32 protein-coding genes and 1 pseudogene are annotated in these 26,993 nt (G+C 51.7%); 11 read left to right on the top strand and 22 right to left on the bottom strand.

The genetic code is table 11. The annotated features are described in order from the left end of the window. Positions 1-35 precede the first annotated feature (35 nt). The 3 genes from ACOQPU_RS20365 to ACOQPU_RS20355 form a co-directional block, all read right to left on the bottom strand. Positions 36-2,300 (bottom strand): CHAT domain-containing protein, encoded by a 2,265-nt coding sequence (locus ACOQPU_RS20365; RefSeq protein WP_420641675.1) that lies wholly within the window; start codon positions 2,298-2,300, stop codon positions 36-38. 232 nt (positions 2,301-2,532) lie between these two features. Then, complete coding sequence (locus ACOQPU_RS20360; protein WP_420641674.1) at positions 2,533-2,946, bottom strand: hypothetical protein; 414 nt, start codon at positions 2,944-2,946, stop codon at positions 2,533-2,535. Positions 2,947-3,041: 95 nt separating this feature from the next. Beyond that, positions 3,042-3,389: a hypothetical protein gene (locus tag ACOQPU_RS20355; protein ID WP_420641673.1), complete on the bottom strand. Its 348-nt coding sequence runs from the start codon at positions 3,387-3,389 to the stop codon at positions 3,042-3,044. A 58-nt stretch (positions 3,390-3,447) separates the two neighbouring features. Here ACOQPU_RS20355 and ACOQPU_RS20350 point away from each other — a divergent pair, with 58 nt between their 5' ends. Then, positions 3,448-3,768 (top strand): EutN/CcmL family microcompartment protein, encoded by a 321-nt coding sequence (locus tag ACOQPU_RS20350; protein ID WP_420641672.1) that lies wholly within the window; start codon positions 3,448-3,450, stop codon positions 3,766-3,768. Between the two features lie 198 nt (positions 3,769-3,966). Here ACOQPU_RS20350 and ACOQPU_RS20345 read toward each other — a convergent pair whose 3' ends face one another. Beyond that, the gene (locus ACOQPU_RS20345) at positions 3,967-5,808 is read right to left on the bottom strand and encodes an Ig-like domain-containing protein (RefSeq protein ID WP_420641671.1); all 1,842 of its coding nucleotides are present in this window, start codon (positions 5,806-5,808) and stop codon (positions 3,967-3,969) included. Positions 5,809-6,131: 323 nt separating this feature from the next. On the opposite strand from ACOQPU_RS20345, the pseudogene deoC reads away from it, so the two are divergent. The 4 genes and pseudogenes from deoC to ACOQPU_RS20325 all read left to right on the top strand — a co-directional run. Continuing rightward, positions 6,132-6,755 (top strand): annotated as a pseudogene (deoC, locus tag ACOQPU_RS20340) (deoxyribose-phosphate aldolase); the annotation flags it as partial. After that, on the top strand, positions 6,732-7,220 hold the full coding sequence (locus ACOQPU_RS20335; protein ID WP_420645857.1) for a VOC family protein: 489 nt from the start codon (positions 6,732-6,734) through the stop codon (positions 7,218-7,220). The pseudogene deoC and the gene ACOQPU_RS20335, both read left to right, overlap by 24 nt. 208 nt (positions 7,221-7,428) lie before the next feature. Next, positions 7,429-7,968, top strand: coding sequence for a DUF6428 family protein (locus tag ACOQPU_RS20330; RefSeq protein WP_420641670.1), 540 nt, complete (start codon positions 7,429-7,431; stop codon positions 7,966-7,968). Positions 7,969-8,112: 144 nt separating this feature from the next. After that, complete coding sequence (locus tag ACOQPU_RS20325) at positions 8,113-8,403, top strand: hypothetical protein (protein WP_420641669.1); 291 nt, start codon at positions 8,113-8,115, stop codon at positions 8,401-8,403. 10 nt (positions 8,404-8,413) lie between these two features. Here the strand turns inward: ACOQPU_RS20325 and ACOQPU_RS20320 are convergent, their stop codons facing one another. From ACOQPU_RS20320 to ACOQPU_RS20280, 9 genes are all read right to left on the bottom strand, one after another. Beyond that, complete coding sequence (locus tag ACOQPU_RS20320) at positions 8,414-9,349, bottom strand: hypothetical protein (RefSeq protein ID WP_420641668.1); 936 nt, start codon at positions 9,347-9,349, stop codon at positions 8,414-8,416. 108 nt (positions 9,350-9,457) lie between these two features. Then, on the bottom strand, positions 9,458-9,886 hold the full coding sequence (locus tag ACOQPU_RS20315) for a hypothetical protein (protein WP_420641667.1): 429 nt from the start codon (positions 9,884-9,886) through the stop codon (positions 9,458-9,460). A 121-nt stretch (positions 9,887-10,007) separates the two neighbouring features. Continuing rightward, on the bottom strand, positions 10,008-11,117 hold the full coding sequence (locus tag ACOQPU_RS20310) for an AfsR/SARP family transcriptional regulator (protein WP_420641666.1): 1,110 nt from the start codon (positions 11,115-11,117) through the stop codon (positions 10,008-10,010). Between the two features lie 419 nt (positions 11,118-11,536). After that, the gene (locus ACOQPU_RS20305; RefSeq protein WP_420641665.1) at positions 11,537-12,133 is read right to left on the bottom strand and encodes a class I SAM-dependent methyltransferase; all 597 of its coding nucleotides are present in this window, start codon (positions 12,131-12,133) and stop codon (positions 11,537-11,539) included. A gap of 76 nt (positions 12,134-12,209) precedes the next feature. Continuing rightward, positions 12,210-13,751, bottom strand: coding sequence for a hypothetical protein (locus ACOQPU_RS20300; protein WP_420641664.1), 1,542 nt, complete (start codon positions 13,749-13,751; stop codon positions 12,210-12,212). A gap of 131 nt (positions 13,752-13,882) precedes the next feature. Continuing rightward, on the bottom strand, positions 13,883-15,106 hold the full coding sequence (locus tag ACOQPU_RS20295) for a DUF5667 domain-containing protein (protein ID WP_420641663.1): 1,224 nt from the start codon (positions 15,104-15,106) through the stop codon (positions 13,883-13,885). A gap of 2 nt (positions 15,107-15,108) precedes the next feature. Beyond that, positions 15,109-15,648 carry a sigma-70 family RNA polymerase sigma factor gene (locus ACOQPU_RS20290; protein ID WP_420641662.1) on the bottom strand — a complete coding sequence of 180 codons (540 nt, stop codon included), beginning with the start codon at positions 15,646-15,648 and terminating at the stop codon, positions 15,109-15,111. A gap of 167 nt (positions 15,649-15,815) precedes the next feature. Continuing rightward, on the bottom strand, positions 15,816-16,670 hold the full coding sequence (locus ACOQPU_RS20285; RefSeq protein ID WP_420641661.1) for a hypothetical protein: 855 nt from the start codon (positions 16,668-16,670) through the stop codon (positions 15,816-15,818). A 208-nt stretch (positions 16,671-16,878) separates the two neighbouring features. Next, a complete protein-coding gene (locus ACOQPU_RS20280) occupies positions 16,879-17,265 on the bottom strand; it encodes a response regulator (RefSeq protein ID WP_420641660.1) in 387 nt (128 codons plus the stop codon). 145 nt (positions 17,266-17,410) lie between these two features. Between ACOQPU_RS20280 and ACOQPU_RS20275 the strand changes: the two genes are divergently transcribed. The 4 genes from ACOQPU_RS20275 to ACOQPU_RS20260 all read left to right on the top strand — a co-directional run bounded on the left by ACOQPU_RS20275 (position 17,411) and on the right by ACOQPU_RS20260 (position 19,861). Further along, positions 17,411-17,863 carry an MGMT family protein gene (locus ACOQPU_RS20275; RefSeq protein WP_420645856.1) on the top strand — a complete coding sequence of 151 codons (453 nt, stop codon included), beginning with the start codon at positions 17,411-17,413 and terminating at the stop codon, positions 17,861-17,863. 4 nt (positions 17,864-17,867) lie between these two features. After that, positions 17,868-18,395 carry a hypothetical protein gene (locus ACOQPU_RS20270; protein WP_420641659.1) on the top strand — a complete coding sequence of 176 codons (528 nt, stop codon included), beginning with the start codon at positions 17,868-17,870 and terminating at the stop codon, positions 18,393-18,395. A gap of 13 nt (positions 18,396-18,408) precedes the next feature. After that, complete coding sequence (locus ACOQPU_RS20265) at positions 18,409-18,801, top strand: DUF3592 domain-containing protein (RefSeq protein ID WP_420641658.1); 393 nt, start codon at positions 18,409-18,411, stop codon at positions 18,799-18,801. An 88-nt stretch (positions 18,802-18,889) separates the two neighbouring features. Then, complete coding sequence (locus ACOQPU_RS20260; protein ID WP_420641657.1) at positions 18,890-19,861, top strand: glycosyltransferase family 2 protein; 972 nt, start codon at positions 18,890-18,892, stop codon at positions 19,859-19,861. A 19-nt stretch (positions 19,862-19,880) separates the two neighbouring features. Here ACOQPU_RS20260 and ACOQPU_RS20255 read toward each other — a convergent pair whose 3' ends face one another. From ACOQPU_RS20255 to ACOQPU_RS20245, 3 genes are read right to left on the bottom strand one after another with little or no spacing between them, the layout of a single operon-like run. Next, on the bottom strand, positions 19,881-20,123 hold the full coding sequence (locus ACOQPU_RS20255) for a hypothetical protein (protein WP_420641656.1): 243 nt from the start codon (positions 20,121-20,123) through the stop codon (positions 19,881-19,883). Between the two features lie 12 nt (positions 20,124-20,135). Then, a complete protein-coding gene (locus tag ACOQPU_RS20250) occupies positions 20,136-20,816 on the bottom strand; it encodes a glycine/sarcosine/betaine reductase selenoprotein B family protein (RefSeq protein WP_420641655.1) in 681 nt (226 codons plus the stop codon). Positions 20,817-20,852: 36 nt separating this feature from the next. Further along, positions 20,853-21,944: a hypothetical protein gene (locus ACOQPU_RS20245; RefSeq protein WP_420641654.1), complete on the bottom strand. Its 1,092-nt coding sequence runs from the start codon at positions 21,942-21,944 to the stop codon at positions 20,853-20,855. Positions 21,945-22,063: 119 nt separating this feature from the next. Here ACOQPU_RS20245 and ACOQPU_RS20240 point away from each other — a divergent pair, with 119 nt between their 5' ends. Together ACOQPU_RS20240 and ACOQPU_RS20235 are read left to right on the top strand one after the other, a co-directional pair. Then, positions 22,064-22,360 (top strand): type II toxin-antitoxin system RelE/ParE family toxin, encoded by a 297-nt coding sequence (locus tag ACOQPU_RS20240; RefSeq protein ID WP_420641653.1) that lies wholly within the window; start codon positions 22,064-22,066, stop codon positions 22,358-22,360. A 3-nt stretch (positions 22,361-22,363) separates the two neighbouring features. Further along, entirely contained in the window at positions 22,364-22,648 is a 285-nt protein-coding gene (locus ACOQPU_RS20235; RefSeq protein ID WP_420641652.1) for an addiction module antidote protein, read from the top strand. On the opposite strand, the gene ACOQPU_RS20230 is transcribed toward ACOQPU_RS20235, so the two are convergent. The 6 genes from ACOQPU_RS20230 to ACOQPU_RS20205 all read right to left on the bottom strand — a co-directional run bounded on the left by ACOQPU_RS20230 (position 22,642) and on the right by ACOQPU_RS20205 (position 26,932). Further along, a complete protein-coding gene (locus ACOQPU_RS20230; protein WP_420641651.1) occupies positions 22,642-23,367 on the bottom strand; it encodes a phosphate ABC transporter ATP-binding protein in 726 nt (241 codons plus the stop codon). The genes ACOQPU_RS20235 and ACOQPU_RS20230 overlap by 7 nt on opposite strands. Continuing rightward, positions 23,364-24,068: an ABC transporter permease gene (locus tag ACOQPU_RS20225; RefSeq protein ID WP_420641650.1), complete on the bottom strand. Its 705-nt coding sequence runs from the start codon at positions 24,066-24,068 to the stop codon at positions 23,364-23,366. Before ACOQPU_RS20225 ends, ACOQPU_RS20230 begins: the two co-directional genes overlap by 4 nt. 70 nt (positions 24,069-24,138) lie before the next feature. Further along, positions 24,139-24,999, bottom strand: a complete 861-nt coding sequence (locus ACOQPU_RS20220; RefSeq protein ID WP_420641649.1) for a substrate-binding domain-containing protein — start codon at positions 24,997-24,999, stop codon at positions 24,139-24,141. 89 nt (positions 25,000-25,088) lie between these two features. Continuing rightward, positions 25,089-25,451 carry a winged helix-turn-helix domain-containing protein gene (locus ACOQPU_RS20215; protein WP_420641648.1) on the bottom strand — a complete coding sequence of 121 codons (363 nt, stop codon included), beginning with the start codon at positions 25,449-25,451 and terminating at the stop codon, positions 25,089-25,091. Positions 25,452-25,513: 62 nt separating this feature from the next. Continuing rightward, positions 25,514-26,656 carry a thiolase C-terminal domain-containing protein gene (locus ACOQPU_RS20210; protein ID WP_420641647.1) on the bottom strand — a complete coding sequence of 381 codons (1,143 nt, stop codon included), beginning with the start codon at positions 26,654-26,656 and terminating at the stop codon, positions 25,514-25,516. A gap of 66 nt (positions 26,657-26,722) precedes the next feature. Further along, entirely contained in the window at positions 26,723-26,932 is a 210-nt protein-coding gene (locus tag ACOQPU_RS20205) for a hypothetical protein (protein WP_420641646.1), read from the bottom strand. Positions 26,933-26,993 lie beyond the last annotated feature (61 nt).

Raw genomic sequence — 26,993 nt, 5'->3', positions numbered from 1 at the left:
GGATGGCCTAGATCAATCATTGCTCGCCAGTAAGATCAAGATAGCTTCAACGCAGGCAATGCATAGAGAATATAAACAAGCCCTAACGGGTTGCCATTTTTGAGCATGTGCAGACGCGCCCCGCGCACGGCTTCGCCCAATGTTTCATCGCCAAACATGAAGCGTCGCAGACATTCTTCAGCAAATTGGGTAGCAATGGATTCAAAGATGGTTATCTCTGTACCGATGACGCCCGCTGCCCGGCTGGTTTGCACAAAGCCTGTGACAAAATCGAGGGCGCGTTCGGGGGTGATTTGGGTAGTGTGGCAGCCATTGATAAAGACAAGCGGCCGTACTTTTTGCCAGCGAATGCGCCGGGCGCGTAAATTACCTCTGGTGAACCAATCGCTATTTTTGCTGCCCAGGCTGAGGTAGGGGAATCCCTTGTCTGTGAGGCCGCCGTGGCAGTAGAAGTACACAACCTGAGACTCTGTCGCCTTGAGCATGTCCAGTGCCTTGTCGCGACTGTCGGCATATTCCCAGCCAATGCCCATCTCTTGCAGACGCTTCTCGTGAGACGGCCGTTGCGTAAAGTTCGGGTCCGTGGAAACAGATACCGCCATCTTGGGCGGGCTGCTGCCACCAATTTTCAGCGGCGCATCCGGCGCAGATTTCACCGACACGGGCAAGCCCAACGAGTGACGAAAGCCCCAAAACCCGCTGGGGCACACAATCTTTAAATCATCATAAGTGGGGCAGTTGCCCTGGAAGCAAGCACATTTTTCTAATGGTTCATCCCCATCCAACGCCTTCTCAAATTCCGGGCAGAGCGAATAATCTTTGGGCACGTTGCCATCCAGGTAGGGATAATCATAGAACATGGCAGCGGGAATGACGATTCGGGCATTTTCCTTGGTGGCAATCTGCACCTGCCCCGGCTTCACCATCCAATCCATCACTTCCCACGATTTTTCTGAGTCGCCCACCAGCGGATCAAAAAGCGCATCGAAGGCACGGTGGCCGTTTTGAGCCATTTCCAGCAAATCATCTTTGAGCTTTTGCTTGTTGAGCTTGCTGCCGTACAAATATTTTTTGCCAGTTTTGTATTCTTGTTCATCTCCCCAAGCCGCTTTGCGCAAGGCTCCCCGCGCCCAATTTTGTAGGTTAGCCACCGCATCTTCGCCCAGGCTGGCATCATTTTTGAACTCGTTTTGCCCCATAAAGCGAAAGCCGTGCGTACCGTTGCCGTTGTCGTTGACCATGATGCTGAGGTTGTTTTCGCCCATCGCTTCTAGCTGGTGGCCACTGAGGAATTTGGAGAGGTTGTAATCCTGGTGCCAAAGCCAAATGGCGCGATGGGGCTGCACTACGGGTTTGGGATCAACTCGGGCAACGATTTGGTAGGATTGCAGCAAGGTTTGTTGGTAATAGATGTTGCAGCGAAAACGGCCGTACCCCGCCTGTTTTGGCGTGCGAGCCGGGAAGAACAAACGACGTTTGGCCAGCTCAGTCTCAATCCCTGGCACCGAGAACGCCTGCTTTTCTACCAACACATCCCCGTTAGCCGTGAGGCGCAGTTCGCCCATGTCGGCTCCTGCCGTTACTTCAAATTCGTTCTCATAACCAAAAATGGCAATTTGCAAGATCGTGTCGGGCGGTAAATCGTCTGGCAGTTCATACAGTTCAATGGCAATTGATTCCGCAATGGGTTGCCCAACTTCAAACCAAAAATAGTAAGGTTGATCAGCCTGGAGCGGCGTGAAAAAATCAGCCACGGGCTGCGCGGGGCTGTTTTCTGGGGCAAAACCGGTATTGATCACGCGAGACGGCCGTTCTTCTGGCAGATCGATTCCTTTGGCATCTGACGGCAAATCGACGCTTTGCACAGTCGTTTGGAAGCGGTCAATGACGGCTTGCAGGCTGGCCGCATCGGTGACGCGCTCTTGAATGTATTGCGCATCTTCCTCTTCCAGATCATGGTAGGCAGAGAGGGCGGCAGCCGGATCTTTGCGAAATAGCTCAAAAAAGGCGGCATCTTCCTGTAGCTGCAAGACCATTTGCAAGCGGGGTTCGCTGTCCGCATCAGCATCTTCGGGGGGGGCAGACGGCCGTTCCGGCACCGTTACGCCAAATCGTTCAGCAACGGCCGTTAGGCTGGCCCAATCGCTAATTTTGTCTTTGAGGTAACGGCCGTCGAACTTGTCCAAGTCGGGGAATTCAGCCAGAACCGTATCAGGGTCTTGTAGAAAACGATTAAAAAAAGCGGCGTCATTCAACAACCGCGTTACAATTTCCACACGAATTTCTTGGGAATTTGCCATCAGTCACCTACTATGCGAATTCATGGAGCCTTTGGATTTTTCCGTGATTATTCGCGTTAATTTGTACTGATCAAGAGTAGGTCAAACAAATGGGACGCAGACAAGCGCGGATTAAATTAGGTTCAAATCCGCGCTTGTCCGCGTCCTATAAGTGTCCAACCAACGCTTGACCATTACATAATTCGCGTAAATTCGTTGCCAATCCCAGAAAAATCCAAAGAGCCGAATTTATTTAGCCACGACCACCATCGTCTGTTGGCTCAGCTCCCATTGCTACGCCACCTTCAGAATCTTTGCGGCTAATTTCATTTTCACCTAGCTTGGTGGAACGGCCGTCCAGGAACCAATCAACCGTGAAGTTGTCGGAAATACGTACCCACAGCATGAGAAATGCAAAGTAGCTAAAAAAGCCGATAAAAAGGCCAATGCCGTAGCCGCCAAACAGATCAGTCCCGGCAGGAAACAGAGCCAAAATCGCGCCACCGCCCAAAATGCCAATCACTGTCGCCAAGTCGCTAAACTGCACATCACTTTTGCGGTAGCGGTTGATGTAATAAACCAGCCAGCCGATGATGGTGCCAAAGCCAATTGCGCCAATAATTTGTAGTTGAGATGCGGCCTCCGTTGCTTCTGCTTGAAAATACATGGGTCGTTCCTCCTGTTGAACGATTTTATTGGCCACAGAGGACACAGAGAATTATGAGTTTTTCTTATTCTCTTAAATCTCTGTGATCTCTGTGGCTAGAGCTTTTTTTGGTTCTGGCGCAGCTGCTGCCGCCAGGCGAGGTGAATCGAAAAGGCGATAATGAGGGCAACAAAGAATAAGATAAGTTGGGTTGTGCTGGTGAAGGCGTAGATGAGCCAGGCGAACCAGATGGTGAAAATAGCGACGGCGATTATGTTGAGATACGGCCGTCTTTCAGTCTGCCACTTGTGCAAAAACAGTTTGAGATAGTGAACCAATTTTGAGGAATCGCTTTCCGCGTCAGTTTCAGGCTGGGTTCGCGTTTTGAGCGGTCGCTGATCGACCAATAAAACCAGCAACCAACCCCACACCAATCCCGCGCCAATAATGCCTGCAAAAATCACCAAGTTTCTCCGAGTGCTGAACCAAACAATGGTGACAGGATAGCATAGGGTATAAAGCGTGACAAGCAATCAATTGACGTTTTGGAACAGACGCTTTACGATTGGGGTCATGTATGTTGGCAAGGTCTCAGGCACAGTAGTGGCAACCATTAAACATACGGCATTTAACGGCCGTAAGCTCCTCATTGTTGATAAGCTGGGGGAAGACGGGCAGCCAAGCGGCGGCTATGACATCTGCGTCGATATGGCCCAGGCGGGTGTGGGGGATACCGTGCTGGTGCTAGATGAAGGCAACGGCGCACGCCAAGTCCTCAACATGAAAACTGCCCCCATCCGCGCCGTCATCGTCGGTATTGTGGACGACATACAAATTCTGTAACCTCAAACATCTCTCAATTTAATTTTAGGACCTAACTAAAAAGTCAGAATCAATTCTCTGACAATAAGAACTACCCACCCTAAAATGAATAAAGCTGTAATCGCTTTTCGACTATTGCGGAATGTGAAATAACGACAAGCAAATAAATTGACACTTTTTACTCAAGGTAGTGACAATCTACAACATCTCTGATTGTTTTTATTCTACGGGGAAGATGGCGGCAACCACATCCAGAACCAACTCTAGTTCCGGGCCACGGACGATGAGGGTTTCTTGCTCAGATTGGTAAAGGCAAATGAGTTCGTCCTCGCCTTGCCAACATTCGCCGCCGTTCTCTTGCAACTCGCCACCGGTAACAAAAAGGCGTGTAGGATAATTGGGGTAAAGCGCGGCAAATTCGGTGCTGTCGTCGACACTGTCCCAAACGGTATGGAGTGCCATAACAAAGCTATCGTCTGTCTCATTCGTGTAAATGACAAAGCGGTCGCCACCCCAGCCGGTTACGGCCGTTTCTACCTGCGTCTCGTTTAGCTGCTGCAATAAATATTGCCCCAGCAAATATTCACCCAACACGTTTTCGGCTGCCAAAGACCAATCATCACCCAAAACAGGCTGCAAATCTGAAATTGTGACCAGGAGCGGCCCTTCCTGCGTCTGGTATGCTTCCGGGTGCAAAATTTGCTCGGTGGATTGGGGCAGGCTGGCCCAGGCGTCGTCCAAGGCCGGGTAGCCGCCAGATTCAAACAGAGTCCGAACAAACTCGTCGCCAAATTCATAGGGGAACTGGAGCCAGTTGGCAATTGGGGTGGGCACGTCGGCCAGAACGGCCGTACCCAGCACAAAGGTTTCGGGGATAACGATTGGCTCCAAAGGCAGGTAGCGTGCCGTGAGGAAGTTTTCCTGCAATACCGTCGCTTCCCCCTCACTCAAGGCCGCCAACGCCAACGCCTCGTCTAGCGTGAGATCGCCTGTGTACAGCGCATCGAGATCAAAGTTTTGATCCTGAAGCAGATAAAGCAGCTGCCGCACATATCCCAGCTGGGCAACGGCCGTCAGCGTATCCGCTTGCTCAATCAGCAGCAACTCGCCAGACAGTGGTTGGTAGAATGCAGGGGTGGAATCCTCAACGGCCAACATCAGCATCTCTTCATAATCAAAATCTGCCGCAGCAAAATCAAACGCTTGCCCAATCAGCCCCGCATCCAGCCAAAGGGAGCTTTCGGCTAATGCTTGCGCCTGGGTTGCCTGCGCCTCGCGAAGCAATACGCCAGACACCAATAGTTCGTTCAGGTCATCGGGGATGGGCAACTGGCGCAGGCCGCTTACCAATTCAGCGATGTTCTGGCGTAAACCCGCATTACTGTCGCCAGCCGGGCGGCTCACCATATCGGCCAGGGCAACGGTTACCGTCACGGTCGCACTGCGGCTGGTAATGCCTTCGCCATTGACGGCCGTTAGCCGAATCACGTACTCATTCGGAACCGCTGGTTCCCAGGGAGCAACGGCCGTAAACAACGTCTCATTGTTGGGTAAGTACGTTTCAAACGGTTCTTCATTGATAGCTAAATTGACGGAGGAGATTCCTTTGGTATCCGTAGCGACCAGAACAATGTTGACCGACTCCCCTTGCGACAGCAAACGGCCGTTTGCCGGGGACAAAATCGCCACTTCCGGGGGCTGCGCCAGCACCGCTTCCTGCTCATCTTGCAAGGTAGTGATGGTTTGGCTGGCGGCATCCAGTTGCTCAGTCAGCGCATCCACTTCCTGTTGACTGCTCACCAGTTCACCATCCAGCAGCAGCGCGTTCGATTCGGCCGTAGCCAACGCATCGGCCGTAAAGGCACGCGTGGCTTCTGCAGCCGCCAAATCGAGTTCAGTTTGGGCAACATCTTGCTGGAGATCGGCCGTTTTCGATTCTAAATTGTTTCGCTGTTCAATAACAGTCTGCCGACCCTGAAACAGAAAAACAAAGGCGGCAATAAGCACCAAGAGCAGCATGAGTAACGTAAGGACAAGGCCAGTAAGGGAGGTCTTTTTCATGTGTGGAGAATCCTACATGAGGATAGATCGCAGGTCAAGCATATATTTTGTGAAAAGATTGCAGCAAACAACGTTGAGGTGACAGTCACCTAAACCCACCTACTTGACCCCTCTCAAGAATTTGCCTGAAGGATGGCTGGTGCTATGCTTGGCTCCAGTATAATTTCACAAACAGAGGCATGACAAGTTTGCTCACAATGCAGTGCCACAATGCTCATAACTTGTCAGGTCTTTTCAAAAGGAAAGCCATGACCAATTTAGCCACAGCGACCACCGAACAACTGATTCAGTTGATTGATGAAGACCCGACCCGTCTGGCGGGAATGATTGACCACACCTTGCTAAAACCAGACGCCACCGAAGCGATGATTGCCCAAATTTGCCGCGAGGCACAGCGGCATCACTTTTTCTCGGTATGCGTAAACCCGACCAACGTGCGTTTTGCCGCCTGGCAGCTACAGGGCAGCGAGGTGAAGGTGTGCGCCGTCGTCGGTTTTCCGCTAGGGGCAACCACCACCAAAGAGAAAGTATCAGAAACGGAGACGGCCATCGAGAATGGGGCCACGGAAATTGATATGGTGATCAACATTGGGGCAGTCAAAAGTAAGGATGATGAATTTACGCTGGCACAGATTACGGCCGTTACCCAAACCTGCCACCAAAATAACGTTTTGTGCAAAGTGATTATCGAAACCAGCTACCTCACCAACGAAGAGAAAGTGCGCGTCTGCAAGATTGCCAAAGAAGCCGGAGCTGATTTTGTGAAGACCTCCACTGGCTTTAGCGGCGGTGGGGCCACGGTTGAAGACGTCGCCTTAATGCGACACACCGTTGGGCAAGGCACCGGCGTCAAAGCATCCGGCGGCATTCGCTCGCTGGACGACGCGCGGCGGATGGTGGCCGCAGGGGCAAATCGGCTCGGCGTGAGCAGTGGCGTTCGGATTTTGCAGGAGGCAGAGGCCGCCACGCGCGGCGGCACGGAAGTTCTGGGCGTGGCCGAGGCGATACTGTACGTAACCGACATTCCTCGCGCCAAAAAGTTCTATACTGAGGTGCTGGATTTGCCCGTAAGCAACCAGTTCGATGATGCGATTTTCCTGCAAACGGGACAAAACTCGACGCTCATTTTATTTGACATAAATAAATTAGCCGTACGCAAGAGCATCATTCCAGCGCACGGCGCACGTGGACAAGGGCACGTCTGCCTGGCCATTCCGCCGGAGCAGATGGACGGCTGGCGGGCTCGCCTGCTAGCGCATGACGTCGAGATTGAGCATGAGCAGGATTGGTCACTTGGCACCCACTCCATCTACTTCCGCGACCCTGATGGCAATAGCCTGGAATTGATGGACGGCCGTCACTACCGCCGCGTCTGGCGCAAATTGCAGGACAAAGCAGAGACAGCCTATTAAGCGGCCGTCGGCAAACAATTATCGGTAAACCGTTTATTGATTGCCGCTCACCGATTCTGACTTACTTACTCAATGGAACCCTTCACTTTCTGATTAGGGGTTGACAAATCCATACATATAGATAAACTTAAATATGTTGGGTCGTAACGACTCGTTTTTTTACCAAGACGCATAGATGTTTATCTATATATAAGCAAGGAGAATTCTTATGCTCGTTCGTGATTTTATTCAGACAGTTCAACAGCACCCCGACAAGCCGCTGCGCTTCCTCTATGACAACAACCAAATCGTCCCGGGCGGTTACCACATCACCGAAATCAAAAATGCGCAGTTCGACACCATCGACTGCGGCAACAGCCTACACACCTGGCGTGAAGTTATTTTGCAACTGTGGGTACCGGATAATATCGAGCCTGACGCAGAGCCAATGGCCAGTAGCAAATTTGCCAAAATTTGGTCGATTGTGAACGGCCGTATCCCCTTGAACCAGGAAGCCGAGATTCGCATTGAATATGGCAGTTCGCAGCGGTTAACGGCCGTTTACCACGTAGATGAATTGCAGAATACACCCGAAGGAATTATCGTGAAGATCGCACCTCCACGCACGCTGTGCAAACCGCGTGAGCTAATACAAGAACTCAATGGGTACAGCGAGTGCGTAGATGGCAATTGCACGCCGCAAATCAGACACGAGACCGAGCAAGCGGTGCCGCTACCTGCGGCCCCAGTAACAGGAAGCTGCTGTTAGCAAGACAAATAGCCTGCGCTCGCTCCAGCATTCCGCGCAGGCCAAGTTCAGTTTCATGAAAAGTTCAAGAGTAGGACCTATTTACAGGTGCATCAGCAACTCAATCACCTTAAAATTAAACGCAAAATTGTAAAAAGGTGAAAAATGCATCAGCAAGAACAACATTCAATGGAATTGGTAGAGACGTTTGAAACAGGCGCAGAGGAGTGGCACTGCCCCACTTGTGACCGACGATTCGTGGTACAGTGGCCCCCTAAATACAGAAAAATCATCCTGGCCGCAGGCGATGAATACGCCCTACACAGTGGCGGCAAGGGTAGCATCCAGATGCACTCCCCAGAAATTCAGCCTCAGCAAGACAATCCGCTATCGGAAGAGTGGCTCTCGGCTCTGGACGATTTAGATTTTGACAGCTGGCCGGATAATAACGATTGAACGGCCGTTCCTATGTGGTTCTAAGCAGCGGAATTTCCATAAAGCCCGGTTTGCACGGATAACCGGGCGAGGTAACAATTACTTCTACCCGATAAACACTAGGCAACAGGCGTACCCCACTGATCGTTACTTTTTGTAATCCTGTCCCTTCTACAACATCATTCTTTTGGCCCAGCGGCAAAACCTTGCCTGTTTCGCGATTCGTGGCAAAGAGCTCGAGCTGGTAGGGGATAGACCCAGTAAATTCGGCCTGATTGTCTTCCAGGCCAACCTTAAGATGGCATTCCATCGTTAAAGGCACATTACTCAACAGCGTGCCGCTAAAAATGGTATCCGGTAAGCCAATGCCCGTTTCCTTTGTAGCACCCTCAGGCTGAAAAACCGAGACCTGAGCCAGCCCGAATGTGACGGTTGGCCGCTTTGGCGATGCCTCTGGGGTAGCTTTGCGCGGTTCTTTTGGCGGAACAATTTCTTTTGCTGCGGGGGCGTCGTCCGATTTTATCCAATCCAACATCCATTTGGCAGGTTCATGCAACGTGTGTCCCGGCCACACATCTCCTTTTCCTGTGTCCATTTCGTGCACTTTGGTTTGTTTTTCTAAGCTGCCAGCTTGCCCGGTTCGGGTTTGAAACTCAACAAAAAATCTTACAGCCTTGTTCCAATCAGTTTCACTTTTTTTCTCCGTATCTGGCTCGGTGGCTGGCACGGCATTTTTACTGGCAAATTGGCTAGCCTCTTCCAACCAGGCAACGATGTCGCGCTGCTCAACCCCGCGAGAAATGGCTGGGGGGGCGTCGGCCAGCTCCGCTTCAATTTCACCAACTTTTAGCAACGCTAACGCTCCGAATGTATAAACCTTAAACGTCTCTTGCAGCCATTTTTCTCTGGCCTCGCCAATGCCGTGAATAATTCTAAATTTATCCGCATGTTCAACTACCGCGCTCATCGTATACATTCCTTTCCCGATTACTCAGGCAACAAATAGAGGCCGTTGGCTAAGGAAACCTTTAGCAGCCAACGGCCTCATGAAGCTGATGTCATCTTGTCGCTTGGATTATTGTTCTTGATCGTGAACCTGGATAAAAGGCCCTTCCAGGAACCCAAGCCAACCAGTCCAAGTTGGGAAGGTAACCATCGCCGCCAGACGATAAACTCCCGACTGGTTGATGCCTCCAATATTGCACACTACTTCATAAGGCACCTGTTGCCCAGGTACTAGGTTACCCGCAGTCACACCAAGGTTTTGGTCTACTGGTGGAAGCCCAATGCCTTCTGCAAAAATTGCCACATTGTATTGCAATCCCAGGTTCTGCATGTTTTGCCATTGCGTTCCTTTACCTGCAAAGGTAACAGTGATGTTGAATGCTTCATTCAAATCCAGAATTGCAAGATTGTTTCCACCTGCCGTTCCTTGTTCCCAAGTCACCTTGATGTCGTTGACATCAAATTCTGCAAATCCCTCTACATATGGTTGACCGGCCACAACATTCCTCCTTGCAAACTAAGCCAAAGCTCGTCTGCTATCAAAAACGGTCTTGTTAATGACAGTAACATGCCAGGCTTCTCTCAATAGGAGTTCATTTTGGCTTCATTTTTTTTGGGATTCAAAATTGAAGCTGATTTTTTTTGATTTTTTCATGCAGGACGGCCGTTTCCGGTGAGGGAACTGCATCCAGTTCAGCTTGCAACGCTTCGGCACATTGATGATATTGCCGCAGAGCAAGATGGCGTTGTCCGCGATGAGCATAGGCGGTCATTAATAGGCGATGGGCAGCTTCGTGGCAGCTGTCTTCGGTAACAATCTTCCGGGCGTAGGAGATGCTCAGTGCGAACTGTTGCGCGTTAAAATAGTGGCGGCTAAGCTGCTCAAGCAGGTTCAGATTGTGGCGATGCAACCGCTCGCGTGGGGGTTGCATCCACGCTTCATACAGATCTTCGGCAAAAAAGGGGCCATTGTATAACGCGGCGGCAGATTCGTAGGCGGCAACGGCCGTTTCAATATTCCCTTCACGCGCATGACGACGGCCGTTTTCATACAAACGCTCAAAATCTTCCGCATCCAGCCAAATATTTAGCTCCGAGTTGAAGCCATAGCAGCCATCGGCACTCACCACATAATTAAACGCCGGTGCGCTTTCTTGAAGAGCCTGACGCAGTAAATAGATTGCCTGGTACAAATTGCGGCGTGCCGCCTCTGGCTCATCTTCCCGCCAAAACAAATCCATCAACACCTCCAGCGGAGCCGGCCGCTCACGATGGAAAATCATATATTTGAAGATGGATTGGCATTTGACACCGGGCCATTTGGCGATCAAGGCATCGTTGTTGTAAACACGAAACGTCCCCAGACAGTACACATCCAACATGGGCAATTGCTCAGTGAGCAACTTTGCTGCGGGGGCGAGTTCGGCGGCAACTCCCGGAGCCTGAATGGGTTGAGGCAATGCAGGTTTGCGCTGGAAAAAGGATTTTACTCGGTGCAGCCAATTCGTTTGCGTTGCAGGCAACGCATTCATTGCTGCCAACAACTCATCCAAATCAAGCAAATCCTCCTCGGGCACGAGGAAGCGTTGCAGCAGGTTCCACAATTCCCGGCGCAATGCTTTTTCTTGATTTGCTAGGTCTGTCTGGGCTTGGGCATGCACGTGAGCAACAGATTGCAGCTGCAAGCAGGAGCGGCAAATCTGTTCGGCGGCTGTTTGAACAGTTGCCATGCTTTCTTTGTCACCCCAAAGTGTATTATTTTGTTGCTTTAGAAGCGTCAAGATTTGATCATAAGCTCCCTGGTGCAACATTTTTGCGAGGAGTATCAACGCTTTTGGTACATTTTCGGCAGGAGTCAGAGACAGGTGAGAAGGGCGAATTGGCGACGCGTCTCCCATTGCGAACTCCTAGGAAACAGTATTCCCAAAGTCAGGTACCAGAAGAACAAAAGGGGGTCGGGCAACTTCTTAAACTATTCGTGATTATAGTAATTCTGATGGTTTGTCAGAAGAATGCGATTGTATCGAGTCGCGTTACGTGGGCAAACAAGGACGACGCTGCACATACCATCACTGTCCACTAATCGTATCAAAACCCCGATTTGGCGTGAACAGAATTTAGGCATATCGGCTATATTACTTTTGTCACTTTACACCTTTTCAGGGCAAACAGACGCTTTCATCATTTGCAGCAAGCCGTAGCCGTGGACGGAACTGTGATCAATGGTAAAGCCCGCTTGCTGTACGGTAACGGCCGTTTCTCGATTTAGATGGCATTCACCTTGCAGAGCAAACCAGAGGGGTTGCAGCCAATCAGTGAAGCGGCGGGAAATGGGGCCGTGCCCTCTGGTATGTTCTAGCAAAAGCAGACGGCCGTCTGGCTTTAGCACGCGTCTAATTTCTGCCAGAGCTAGCTCTGGCTGGGGAATTGAACAAAAGACAAGCGTGCCCACCACCACGTCAAACTGACTGTCGGCGAAGGGTAACTGTTGTGCGTTGGCACAGGTGGCGGGGGCATGGGGAGCACCAGATTTTTGACGCGCAAGCAAAAGACGGTCTGGTTTTATGTCAACAAGTGTGGCGTGAGCGGAACGGCCGTACAACGGCAAATTGGCTCCCGTTCCTGCACCCACTTCCAGCACGATCCCGGCCACATCGTGCAACAATGCTTGCCGTAAATGCTGAATCCCCCAATGCTCAAAAAAGCGCATTCCTCGGTCAAATTGTTCTGCTTCAGTAGTTGACATAATTTATTTAGTGGTAGGCGGGCTGGTTTGTAGTAAACAGCAAATCACTTACTGAATACCGATCACGGATTATTGATTACGGTTCCCTAACTTGGTAAATCACCGCATACGCATCTCGGTACACTTCCTCTAGCAAGGGATCATCTTCCGCTTCCTCCATGAAATTATCATGGTTCAGGTCGCTAAAGATATATGAGGCACCAAATTCGTCCCGAATGGCGGCACCGGGTTGCTCAACGCGCCCACGGGTGATGTCTACCCAGCGGTCGAAAAGCGGCTCATCCTCCAACTCCATAAATGTGGGGTCTAGCCCGGCCGTGTAGACGGCGTTTGTATTGTAAAAAAAGAGCCGAGTGAAATCATCCCAATCCGTTTGGAAAACCATTGTACCGCTGGGCGTGTTGTCGTGCAGCCAAATGGTGGCGTCGGCATACCGATCGGCAGGTTTGCTGTCGGCCAGCAGCTCACGTGCGTCGGTGAGCGTGATGTAAAGCGGGTAAGCCAGCAACAAGAGCAAGGCAATGGGAGCAAGTTGGGGAATGTACGGCCGTTTTCTACCCCACTCAGCCAGCCAATCTTGCAAAATCGGTGCGGCACTCAAGGCGAAGAAGATGAGCGCAAACGGCGGAAAATATTCTACAAAGCGGCGGGACTCAAACAGCATGTAGCCAAACAGCACCGTCAGCCCCAACGCTACCAGCGTCGGCTTCTCAATTCGCTTTTCGCGCCAGCCAATGGCCAAAATGCCCGCCAATACGGCCGTAAACGCCACACCGGAATTTCGCACCAGCGTCCAGGTGCGGTAAGGCGACCATTCATTACCCACTGGCGTGGAGGATTCCCCCAGCTTGGGCAGCAAATGTCCTACGATAAAGTCGATATTTTGCGGAAAGTAAGGGTTGATCAGTAACCCAAGCCCAATGCCAACGGCGGGATAGATGACCGCTTGCCAGGCAATGCGCCGTTCCAGCATGAAGGCGGCAATGGCGTAGGTACCGCCCACAACCAGCAACAAGGGGAAAGCATTGTACGCCCACACAAAAATAAAACCCAGAGGCAGCAGCCGCTTGTACTCCCCTTGCAACAACCAATGCAGCCCCAAAACCAGCAGCAGCAGCGACATGGATTGAGCGCGAGGCATACTCATCCGGTACAAAAACGCTTCTGAAACAGCAAAGAGGCCCATTGCCCAAACAGCCGCATACGGCACTTTTTGCTCGCGCAGCAGCCACCAAATCGCCAAAAACGCGAGCGACGGCATGATGATGCTCCCCAATTTGGCCCCCTGCGTTAATGCCAGGCCGCCATCCAAAGCGGGATCGGTCGTCGCGAAAATTGCCAGGAACAGGTGGTAGAGCAGATGATGATCGTAAAACGCCTCTTCGTTCAGGATTGTATACGGCAGGTAAGGAAAATCTGGCGTCAGCCCTTCGGTGCGGATGAGATAGCCCATCTTCATGTGATAGTAACCGTCGTTGCCCGCCAAACCGGGCGTAGCGTACTGCACAACGGCAAAGCCAGCGATGAAGAGGAGGAAAAGCAGAACGGCCGTTGCCACCACTTTTTCATCCCATTTTGCTTGAATACGTGCTTTTATCATTGGCATTTGGGTAATCATATTTTCTCTATCCTATTTTTGGTTTGCCTATAGGTGTCATTAGGAAGAAAAAAGTAACGCCTGGGACATTTTCCAGGCGTTACTGTGGTTGCAGACAATGCTGCAAGCATAGGAGGGGGAATTAAGACAAGCTAATCGTCCTCATCGCCATCGTCATCCCCGTTTCCGTTTCTGTTGTCATCATTATCGTTGTCATCATCATTGTCGTTATCGTTGTCATTGCGGTCATCGTCGTTGTCGTTATCGCTTTCATCGTCATTATCATTGTCGTCGTTATCATTATTGTCGTTGCCGTCATCATTGCCGTTGTTATCATCGTTATCATTCTCATCATCGTTGTCATTACCGCCGTTGTCATTGTCATCCCCATCATTATCGTTGTCGTTGTCACCACCATCGTTATCATTCTCATCTTCGTTGTCGTTGCCACCATTGTCGTTGTCATCATCATCGTCTTCTGGTGTTTGTGTCGGCGGGATGAGGGTGGCTGTTGGTGGTTGTACACCGTCGGGGGTAGCAGTTGGCAACAGCGTTGGCGTCGCTGTAGGTTTTGCTGTGGGGCTTGCCGTCTCAGTGGATCCTGGCGTTGGCTCTTGGGTATCAACGGCCGTTGGCTCGATTGTTGGACTTGGCGTTGCGGTTGTTTCCCCTTCTGGATCAGGCGATGTGGGGGTGCCTGTCAGCATTTCTATTGTTGTGGCGATGAAAACGCCTCTGTCTGCACGGCCGTTTACCCGCGCCAGCTCACCCAACTGCGGTTGGCCTGCAATGCTGGTTGCCTCGTTTAGGCTCACTTCAATCATATCCACCTGCCATCTGTCTGGCTGAATGGACATGACTTCTCCCTCAAACATTGCCTCGGCAGTACGCCCCGTGCGGAGCAGTGCCTGCACTTCGCGAATGCGTTCTTGGCGATATGTTTCGGCCAGAGCAACGGCCGTTTCGGGATCATTGGCGCGGTTTAAGCGCACATCTTCTACCAGCCGCTTAACAGGGTACAACGCATCGCCCGGAATCGCCGCCCCAGACACAGAAACGGCCGTCGTGGCAAATAAAATCAACACAACCGCCAGCGAAGCGATGGGCAGCAAAATTTGGCGCAAACGATACCAGGAAGACGGTTGAGCCGGGCGAACATTCAAGCTCTTAGCGTGGGCTAAAAACGCTTTTTGTGATTTCTGCTTGACTGCCAGCGATGGCTGAGGTGCCAACGTAGCTAGCTGGACGGCCGTTTCCAGGAACGGCCGTAACGTCTCAGCATACTCCGGGTAACGCCCTAAAATTTGTTCAATGGATTGCCCCTGCTCCAACAAATCTAAACTTTCTTGCAGCAAGGCTTCTGGCACATTGTTCATTGCTAACTCTCCGAGCCTGTCATTAGTCGGGTCAATGCTGCAATTGCACGCGTCTGCAACATCTTGACAGACCCTTCGCTTTTATTCATTGTTTCCGCTACTTCACGCACAGGCAATTCATACCCAAACCGCAAAGCCAATACTTGTTGTTGATCCTCGGTTAAATTGGTAATGGCCTTATGCAATGCGTCTTTTTTTTCCTGCACTTCCATCTTCTCAGTCGGTGCAACTGTCTCACCGGGCAACATCTCACTCAGCTCAGTTACCTGGTTTTTCTTCTTTTTGCGGTAATGTTCTTTCAAAATGAGTGATGCTGTGCCAAACAGCCAACCTCGAATCGTTTTTTGCGGTGCATTTTTCTGCTGGATAGCATGTAAAAACCGCACAAACACTTCACTTGTTAAATCTTCGGCCGTTTGCAAATCGTTTACTCGAAACGTCATGTAACGATAGATAGCATCGTAATATCGCTCATGGACCTGGGCCAGGGCATCAGGGTCGTATGATTTCGCACGATGCAGCAACAGAAGTTCATCCTGCACGATTCCAGCAACTCCAGTGGATTATGCGCGGCTCGATAAATGTGATTTGCCGCAGCATGAAGGGTAATTATAGACCATTGCCACGACAGCATCTACGTTGACACCCGCACGGGGAGAGGATGATTTCTCACCCTCTCCCCAATAATTAATGATTCAATGATTACAACTTAATCCCCATCGTCGTCATCATCGTCGTCATCACCACTATCGTCGTTGTCATTATCATCGTCATCGTTTTCATTGCCGTCATCATCATCGTTGTCGTTATCGTCATCATCGTCGTCGTTGTCGTTCATGTCGTCATCGTCGTTGCTGTTGGCATTATCGTCGTTGTCATTATCGTCATCGTCGTTGCTATTGCCATCGTCGTCATCATCGTCATCGTTGCTGTTGCCATCGTCATCGTTGTCATTATCATCATCGTCGTTACTGTTGGCATTGTCATCGTTGTCGTTATCGTCATCATCGTTGCTGTTGCCATCGTCGTCGTTGTCGTTCATATCGTCATCGTCGTTGCTATTGGCATCGTCATCGTTGTCGTTATCGTCATCATCGTCATCGTTGCTGTTGGCATTGTCATCGTTGTCGTTATCGTCATCATCGTCATCGTTGCTGTTGGCATTGTCATCGTTGTCGTTCATGTCGTCATCGTCGTTGCTGTTGGCATTATCGTCGTTGTCATTATCATCATCGTCATCGTTGCTGTTGGCATTGTCATCGTTGTCGTTCATATCGTCATCGTCGTTGCTATTGGCATCGTCATCGTTGTCGTTCATGTCATCGTTGCTGTTGGCATCGTCGTTCATGTTGCTTTCTTCACTTTCGTTGACATTATCATCATCGTTGTCGTTAACATCGTCAGCATCATCGTTGCTGTTACTATCATCAACTTCACCTGGCGTATCGTCATCAACGCCAGGCTCGCCAGGTTGCGCCTCCGCAGGGGTACAGGCTGCCATCAACATGATGAGCAGCAATATTAAGATGGATACACCGAATTTTGTACGAATCATTTGGTTCATTTTGTTAACTCCTTTCACTTTTGATTGACCTATTGCTGTACAAATAGATTTAGATTTGCTTTGCCCATAAAGTGCAGATCAATCCCAAAAGGTAACGGGTAACTTCACAATTCCCTAAAATTCGGCCGTTTTCCTGCCACCAGGCAATAAAAAAGCCACCGATTCTGGTGGCTCGTTAATCAATATTCGAATTTATTTAAACCGGGAATCAGGGGCGGATTGCGGCCGTTTCTGCCAACACCTCGTTTAAATTTTGAATCAAGTCTGCGCGGGAGGTTGGTTTGGGCAAATACCGATTGGCACCTGCTTGCAGGCCCTCTTCTACAGCATTGAGGTGTGTTTTGCCACTGAGCATAATGATGGGTAGATCGCATGTTTCTGGATTGCTGCGAATTGTTTTGCAGACGGTAATCCCGTCCATGTGGGGCATCATTACGTCTAGAATCATGATGTCAGGTTTGTTTTCTTTCACTTTTTCCAGGGCTTCCAGACCGTGCTCTGCCTCAGTTACACGGAACCCGGCCGGTTCCAACATCAGGCGCAATAAATCCTGCGTCAAAGGCTCATCATCTACAACCAATACTGACCAACTCATGCAAAACTCCTATCTTTGGAAGAAAGTAACGCGCTTTCGTGAACGCTTTCTAACAATACGTGTTTGGCTCCTTGAACGCTTTCGCTCACCTCTGATTTATAGCATCGGCACCTGCCAGTAAACATGAATGAATCGTGAATAATTGGTGAACAAAACGGCCGTTTCCCGCACAGTAGCCAATTTACCCCACAATGGCTATGATCGCCTCATGCAACCCGACACACTGAACTTTTATGAAAAAGTGTACAAAGTCGTCCGCTGTATTCCGCCGGGCAAGGTGAGTAGCTACGGCCGTATCGCCGCCATGTTGGGCCACCCCAACGCCGCCCGCGCCGTAGGGTATGCACTAAGTGCCCTGCGCCGCCCCGATCAGTCTGGGTACACCGCTGCCAACGTCCCCTGGCAGCGGGTAGTCAACAGCCAGGGGCGCATTTCCATTCGCCACCGGGAGCAGACGGCCAACAGGCAAGCCGAAATTTTGCGAGCAGAGGGGGTAAAGGTGGATGAAAACGGCCGTATTGACCTTTCCGTTCATCTGTGGGCCGGGCTGCATTTGGTAGAGCTAGATGATATTCTGAGCGATAACCAGCAGGAGTGAGCGCATGTCCCAACAAACTTTGATGGAGTTATTCAAGTTTAACCAGCAAGATTTAGATGCCAACCGGAAGGGGCGGTTATCTGAAGGGCAGCAAGCCCGCTGGGAAGCGGCAGGACAATGGTCCCAATCTGTTATGCAAAAAATCTTTCCGCTGCTTGCGGCCGTTTTCATTTTACTCGTTGGCATCATTCTTACCCTTGTGTCGCGGCAATATCTGGTTGGCATCTTGCTTACAATTGCCGGGGCAACCCTGGTTGGCGGCGGTATTCGCCTCACTGGTCAGCGGATGAATCAGACAGATTCAGAACCGATGCCGAGCGTTGGTCGCGTTGAAGGCATTGTTCATCTCAGAGAAAATTTGGAGAGGAGCCATAATGAATTGAACCGCCGCTACGAGCTGGAAATTGAACATGATACGTTCCAGCTATTTACCAGGGAGCAGTTTGATGCCGTTAAAAACGGCCAGCGGTATGCGGTTCATTTTATGAATGACGAAAACAAATATATCGTCTCCATTGAAGAACTTGCCTGACAGGAGGAACAATATGGAATTTTTCTTGCAAAACTGGATTATTCTGGTCGTTGTGGGGTCGGTGCTGCTGTTTGTTTTGCCCTGGCTGTTTGTGTGGCGTTATCGGGCAAATAAGCGGGATTTGTTGGCAAACGGCCGTTCCGCTCAGGCCAAAATTCTCGAGATTAAAGCGAGTGGCCTAACTATCGGCACCAGCAGCAGCCGCGACGGGGGCGGCAGCATGCGTGGCGTCAATCTGCTGCTGGAAGTTTACCCAGAGGGAGGCCAACCGTATCAGGTAAAAACTCGCGACCAGCTTCACCTGCTCGATCTCTCTCGCATTGCCCCCGGCATGATGGTGACGGTAAAAGTAGACCCCAACAATCCCCAGCGCGTCGCCGTTGACTTCACGGCCAGTAATCAGTGAACAGTAATCGGTGAATAGTCTCATTTACTGATTACCGATTACTGACAACTGATTACCGAATACCAATCATCTGGGCTAAAATGGCTGCGTGAAGCTCATTATCCAAATCCCCTGCTATAACGAAGCTGAATCGCTACCGCAAACGGTGTCCGATTTACCTACGCACGTACCCGGCATTGACTGCATTGAAACGCTGGTGATTGACGACGGCAGCACAGATGGCACAGCCGACGTTGCCCATAGCCTGGGCATTGACCATGTAGTACAGCATCGGCAAAACATGGGGCTGGCCCGCGCCTTCCAAACCGGGCTGGATGCCGCCCTGCGGCTGGGTGCCGACATCATTGTCAACACTGACGCCGACAACCAATACCCTGGCCGCTACATCCCGGGATTGGTGGCCCCGGTGCTGGCGGGCAAGGCAGACATCGTCATTGCCAACCGCCAGATAGATGAGATCGTCCATTTCTCGCTCATCAAAAAAGTTCTGCAAAAGCTGGGGAGTTGGACGGTGCGCACCGTTAGCGGCACCGACGTGCCGGATGCGGTGAGCGGCTTCCGCGCCTACAGCCGGGACACCGCGCTGCGCCTGAACATCTTGACGAACTTTAGCTACACGCTGGACACAATTATTCAGGCAGGCAAGCAAGGGTTGATTATTGAAAGCATTCCGGTGGATACCAATGGGCCGATACGGCCGTCTCGCCTCCAACGCAGCATGGGGCACTTCATCAAGGCCCAAGCCAGCACCATTTTGCGCCTTTACGCTTTTTATGAGCCGCTGCGCACCTTCACCTACATCGCCCTCCCCTTCATTTTAACCGGGCTGTATCTGTGGGGTCGGTTTTTCTACACCTACCTCACGCGCGCTTCCAACCAGTTCATCCAGTCAGTCACCATTGGCACCGGCTTGCTGCTGGTCGGGCTATTCATTTTCTTGTTTGGTGTGCAGGCAGACATCACCAGCAAGCATCGCCAAATGACCCAAGAAACCCTCTACCGCCTCAAAAAGTTAGAGCTGGACCAAAACAAAAATCCTCAAATCAACACCAATAACTGATTTCTGGACGTATTCTCACCTAGTAATGTGCAACTGTTGGTGTAGCCACGGCCGTTTCCAGCAATCTTAAGCCCGTTCGCAATACATCACGCTGGGTTTCATCATCATTTGGTTGGCCTAACGGCCGTCCCATCAAAAATGGCGTCAGCAGCAGGCGCGGCACCTGCATTGGCTCCAAACGCCCCGCAAAGGCAGCAACCGCGATAGTGATCGTTGGCAATCCAGCCGCTTCAAACACCCTGGCAACGTGTCCCACGGACACGTGACACACCGGTCAGGCGGGCAGCAGCACCATCGCTTCGATTCCCTGCTGTTTGAGCATCGCTGCCCACTGCGGTGCGCTCTTTTTGCGCAGCGGCGTTTGGGCGCACGCTCCCACAAATGAATAAGCATTCTCGGCCAACGCGCCGACTATGCCGTCCTTAGCCAACGTTTGCAGGTGCGCCAGCGGCAATATCACGTTGGGATCAGCTTCCGCTCCCCGAATGTCGTACCCGCCGTGGCGCACCCGCAGTGCCACTGGCGGCGTGTCCATGGGAATCGCCGACAGGGTTGGTGCCTCACGCAAAAAGTCGCTAATGCGGACGGTGGCTTCAAGCTGGGTCATATTTTCTTCGCCAAACGGCCGTGGATCACCCCCGGCAACAAAATGGCCGCTGGAGGTAAGCAAGCCCAGTTTGAGCTGGTTCAACGGCTTGGGCAAGGGTGTAAATGGCGCATCGTCGTAGGCAAAACTGCCCGGTTTGCTGTAGGAAGCCACCTGCCCAGCAATCACATGCTCTGCCACGGGTTGCCAATTGCCACTATCCATTGCCTCGACTATTTTGGTGAACAGCGTTTGAATGAAAACGGCCGCTTCCTCATCGGGCAACCCCTTCAAAAACTTAAAGCTCAAATCAGAGCGGTAGCCATATGAAAAAGAGTTCTTAAACTCAGAAAATGATTCGTGATCCATCCTTCTGCCTTTAACCCTTCGCACTTCATCGACCCTCTAAAAAAAGAGCAACAGCAGCCCACAGCCCACATAATAAATCAGTGGAAACAGCCAGCGAGACACCTTGTCTAGCCGCTGGATATCCTGCTGGTTTTTACGGAAATTAAGATAAGCCAGCACATTCTCTAACACAGATAAAGACAAAATAACATAGCTAAACGTCAGCACCGCATCCAGTACCGTTTGGTAAGAGAGCAGCGGCAAATTGTCGGCGGTAACAAAATCAAAAGCCACCACCGTCAGCACACTGGTAAACGAGACGCTAAGCCGGTCGGCCAGGTGCATATCGCCAAAATCCATCCAGAACACTGCCCAAGATATCGCGACGATCAAAAAGAGCGGCAAGATAACATTGCTAATGTAAAATTGCGGCAAGCGGCTGATTTCAAGGAACATGGTACTCGTCGAGAATTCAAAGTCGCCGCCACGCGCTACCACACTCTCCACACCGTCAATCGACCATTCGTTGGTTTCCCAGGCCAAATCTTCGCGCTCCAGCCGCTCACCATCTTCCAGAAAATCTTCCGGGCCAAGAAAGGCTACTTGGTCGCTGGTATAAAAGAAAGGGGCTACCGTAAAGCTGATGGTGTGGGTGTCGAAGGGAAACTCCTCGAAGAAGAAGGGCTGCCAGATGTTGGCGTGAAACCGCTCCGTGTAAGTTACAAAGCCGTCATAGTCAATGGTGAGGGTGGTGTGCAGCCGTTCGCGCGGGCCACGCACGTCTACCACCTCTAAATCCGGCCACCAGACATCGGTTTTCAGCATTTCAACGGCCGTTTCTCCCTGAAAAACCTTCCGCTCCGTCCCTGCTGCCGCTGGATCAAACGCTAGCCGATCGTCAAACCAATCTGCATAGATAAACGCCTCAATCTCAAACGTCTCGTTTTGTTCATCAATCGCGAAAATATTCAGGCCGTACAAATCCACATACACTTCCACCGGAAACTGATTCGGCGGCGGGACGCTCACATTGCTGGGCGTTTCGGTTTGGGCATGAACGGAGCCTGCCAACGTTCCGCCGCCAAACAAGCCTGCCCCTAGCAGGAAAATCAAAGCCAGCAGTGCCCCCCGCCGGATTTTACATGCCATATTCATTTTTCACGCTCACTTCTGGAAGTTAGTAGATGCCCCGATTATACACTTTTGCCTCAAAGGATACAGAGATTCAACTGATTGACAACTCGTATCCCACAGGATACACTTTGTCCATGAGATATGAAATCGCCAGTACGGCCGTTTTCGATAAATGGTTCAAAGGTTTGAAAGACAGGACTACGCGGAACAAAGTGTTGGCAAGAATTAACCGCGTTGAAAATGGCAATTTTGGTGATTTCAAATCGCTTGGTGATAATTTGTATGAGCTTCGCTTTTTCTTTGGGGGCGGTTTACGAATTTACTACACCATTCGTGACAATCGTCTTGTTCTACTTTTGCGCGGCGGTGATAAATCAAAGCAAAGCAGAGATATTGAAAAAGCTAGGCAAATGATTCAGGAACTGGAGTAAATCATGAGTGTCAAAACAAAACCATTCGACATTGCAGAACATTTGGAAACAGACGAGGATGTTTGGGAGTTTCTTGCCGAGGTACTGGCTACCGGTACGACATCTGATTTTATTCATGCCCTGAACACCGCTTCCAGGGCAAAAGGCATGACAGAAGTTGCCAAACAAGCTGGCGTAACCCGCGCCAGTTTGTACAAATCGCTGTCTGCCGAGGGAAACCCCCGCTTTGAAACAATCAACAAAATTGTAGAGGCTTTGGGTGGGCGTCTGTCGGTTGTCGGTCAATAAACCGTATCGCCGCGGACGAAAGCGGCCGTTTCTTCCCGCATTGGTGCATTAAAAAACTGCTCCGTCTCTGCCACCTCGATCAGTTCCCCCGCCCACAGCAGCGCGGTGCGGTGGGCAATGCGCCGCGCCTGGAAGATGTTGTGCGTTACCAGCACCACCGTCATGCCGCTGCGCTGGTTTTCCTCCTGAATAATGTCTTCGATGATGCGCACGTTGCTGGGGTCTAGGTTGGCTGTTGGCTCATCCAGCAGCAGCACGTCTGGCTGCGTCACTAACGCCCGCGCCAGAGCCACCCGCTGCGCCTCCCCCGCCGATAGCTTCGGCGCAGCCTGATCAGCCAGCTCAACCAAACCCAGCCGCGCCAGCCATTTTTCTTCCTCAGCTTCCATCAGCTTTTCCCTACGCAATCCCAGCCCGTAACGCAAATTGGCTCGAACCGATCGCTGTAGCAACAACGGCCGTTGAAAAACCGTGGTCACTCGTCGCCGCTGCACCAAACCCAAATCCGCCGTTACCATCTCTCCATCAAATCGAATGTTTCCCCGGCTGGCCGGCTCCAAAAAGTTGAGCAAACGCAGCAGCGTGCTTTTGCCCGCCCCGCTCGGCCCCACCAGCGCCAAAATCTCCCCCCGCTGAATGGTGAGTTGATCGAGATTGAGGACAGTACGGCCGTCATAAATCTGCTCCACCTCGTCAAGCTCAAAAATCGGGGGGCTCATCGCAGATGAGCCCCCCGCTGCTGCAAGCGGTACAGTGCCACATTGGCCAGCAAAGCCAGCAGCAGCAAAATCAGCCCTAGCGCAATGGCCAAGGCAAACTCACCCCGCCGCGTCTCCAACACGATGGCTGTGGTCAGCACCCGCGTTTCGCCACGAATGTTGCCCCCCACCAAAATCACCGCCCCCACTTCAGAAATGATGCTGCCAAACGCAGCCACAATCGCTGCAAACACTCCTAGCTTCGACTCCACCAGCATCGTCCAGGCCAGTTGCCAGCGGGTGGCGCCCAAGGCGCGTAGCTGCAAGGGCAAAAGCGGATCGAGGGATTGAACGGCCGTTAACGTCAATCCTACCACCAGCGGCAAAGCAATAATCGTTTGCGCCATGACCATCGCCGACGGCGTAAACAGCCAGCCCAATTCGCCCAGCAGACCCTGGTTTGACAGCAGCAGGTAAACAAAAAGGCCCACCACCACTGGCGGCAGACCCATGCCAGTATAAATCAACGGAATCACACAGCCGCCACCGGGGAACCGACCCAACAACCCCAGCAGTGCCCCCACCGGCAGCCCCAACAACAAGGCCAACAGCAGTGCAACCCCCGTCACCCGCAGCGTCAACCCCACAATCCCCAAAAGCTCCGGATCGCCCGAAGCCAGCAGTTGAAAAGCGTTGAAGAAAGCGTCTAGCAATGTCTGCATAGATGGGAGATTGAAGGTTAGGGCTTAGAGATTGGGAGACGCAAAACCTCCAATCTCTAATCTCTTGTTTTTATTGGTCGCGCCACGCCTGCGAATCTGGGTAGAACAGCGGCTGACCAAAAGTATCAATACCATACTCGGCAATTACAGCCTGAACATCAACGCTGGTAAGCCAGGCCACAAAATCATTGGCCAAGTCGTTGTTGATGTTGCCCTTGTCGGGATTCACCGGAATGACTCCGTACGGATTGTACAGCGACAGGTCTACATTTTCATCTATGCTGTTGCCCCCCACCATGATAGCCAGATTGGGCAGATTGTCTTGCTGACTCAAAAAAGTGCCGCGGTCGGTCATCGTATAGGCGCCACTCTCATTAGCAAAGCGGAGCGTGTCCCCCATCCCCTGCCCCAGCGATTTGTACCAATCGCCTTCTGGATCGAGGGACAAGCCAGCCGCTTCCCACAGCGAACGCTCTTTAGAATGGGTGCCGCTATCATCGCCGCGCGAAGCAAACGTTGATTCGGACTCAGCAATTGCGGTCAACGCCTCAGACGCCAGTTCCACGCCCTGAATCCCCGCCGGATCATCCGTTGGCCCCACAATGATGAAATCGTTGTACATCACATCGGCCCGCTCGATGCCGTGCCCATCGGCCACAAACGCATCTTCCCGGCTGCGGGCATGGACCAAAATCACGTCGGCATCGCCCGCTTCCCCTAGAGCAATGGCCTGTCCTGTGCCCACAGCCACCACGTCCACGCGGGCATTGTGCTGCTCCTCAAAATCAGGCAAGATCGCTTCCAGCAGGCCAGAATCTTCGGTGCTCGTCGTCGTAGCCAGCCGCAAAACTTCCGGTTCGCTGGAACTGCACGCCACTAGCAAAAGTACGGCCGTTCCCAACACAAACAGTCGCAAAAAGGTCTTCAACATCTTTTACCTCCAATTTTCTAGCACATCATCTGCATCGCTATGATGGCTCACCATAGCGCGGTAAAAGTATATGAAAATTTAGTTGGGTGTCAATTTGAGTTATTTGGGGGATTGGCAAGGACGGGGGCGAGAACGGCCGTAAACCACTCCTGCATTTCTTTCTCAACTTCCTGGCTAAACTGGGCAAACGCGGTGATAAGCTGCTGCGCCAGCGGGGTAAGCTGCGCTCCTCCCCCCTGCTGACCACCAACTTGAGTGTCTACCAGCTTTTTGCCCAGGCGTGTTTCCATCTCGTTGATTTTTTCCCAGGCGGTGCGGTAATGCGTCTCCATCGCCGCTGCCGCGCCGCTGATGGAGCCAGTTTCAGCCACTGCTTGCAGCAATTGCATCCGCCAGATAGAAAAGACAACATCCCCCTCAACTTCCAACCACAAGTTTAAGCGAGGTTTCATATGAGTTCCTTTGGTAATCGGTTTCGTCTTTTCATTCGCTGATTACTGATCTCGATTACCGACTAAACGCCAAAAACGTGCGTCAGCACCGTCGTGGCTGCGCCGCCCACGCTTTGCAGGAGGCCAATTTCGGCATTTTTCACCTGGTTTTTGCCTGCCTGCTCGGTGAGCTGCTGGACGATTTCGGCCGTTTGGTACAGTGCCGTCGCCCCAATTGGATGCCCGCGCGCCTTTAAGCCACCCATCGTCGCAATGGGTACCGGACCGCGCAATCCAATCTTTTTTTCTGCGGCCAACCGCCAGCCATGACCCGATTGGGCAAAACCAACAGCTTCCAGCAGGAGGCAGGCCATGATGCTAAACGCATCGTGCACTTCGTAAAAGTCAACGTCTTGCACGTTGACATTAGCACGCCGGAAAGCCTTTTGTGCCGATAGCCGCGCCGCTTCAAGAGTCAGCGGTTTTGGGCGATCATCTACACGAAAACGGTCAGTGGCAACGCTGGAGGCGAGAATGTGGACGGGTTTGTCCGTGTAGGCGCGGGCTTCGTTGCGCGGAGCCAGCACCACCGCCGCCGCCCCGTCGCAAATGGGCGAACAGTCTAGCAGACGAATGGGCGGCACAATTGAGCGAGATTGGCGCACGTCCTTTGCCGAAATCTTCTTGTGGAAAAGCGCATTGGGGTTGGTAAGCGCATTTTGATGGGCGTTGACGGCAAAATTGACCAACCCGTCTTCCGGCATCTTGTACCGCTCCATGTAAAGCCGCATTAAATCGGCATTTTTACTGATGAGCGTAGCGCCAGCGACCACCTCTTGCCGAGCATCCAATGCTTTGGCCAAGGCGGGAGTGGCTGCGCCTTCGCTCATTTTCTCGACGCCAACGGCGACGGCCAAATCTGCTTCTTCGCTGGCAACGGCCAGGTAAGCCATGCGCAGCGCGGCGGCTCCGGTGGCGGTGGCGGCGCGAATTTGCAACGCTTCGATGCCGCGCAGTCCAGCTTCATCGGCAATAAGCGCGGCCAGATGCTTCTGGTTTTGCAGCTCGTCGCTGAGCATGTTGGCAGCAAACAGGGCGTTTACCTGTACCACTCCGGCGTTGGACATGGCTTGGCGAACGGCCGTTGCGCCCAGCCAACGTAAACTTTGAGCATAAACCTTCTGTACGGGCAGCTGCCCGATGCCAACGATGCTAACTTGTCTCATACGATTAGGAAGTAATTGGGTAATTAGTAATTGGCATAATTACCCATTACTAATTACATGGTTTCTTTAGGCTGGTCGTTTAAAGACGCAAAAATATTTGTTCGTCCAACGACGCATACCGCCACCTTCTTCTATCAAAACATCTTCATTGCTGCCAACGTAGACGGGTTCCATATGAACCAGTTCCCATCCTTTGGCCCCTAGACGATTCAGTTCCGGCATCATTAGCTGCGGGCTGTAGCTAGCTAACTCTTCTGTCTCTATTGCAAAACTCATGGAGTCTGTTGTAGATTTATTCGCTTCCATAAAAAGTGTGAGATATTCCCATTGTTCCATC

It is taken from the genome of Candidatus Leptofilum sp. (assembly GCF_965223285.1).
Classification (GTDB): domain Bacteria; phylum Chloroflexota; class Anaerolineae; order Promineifilales; family Promineifilaceae; genus Leptofilum.
This window is presented reverse-complemented; position numbering and strand designations above follow the sequence as displayed.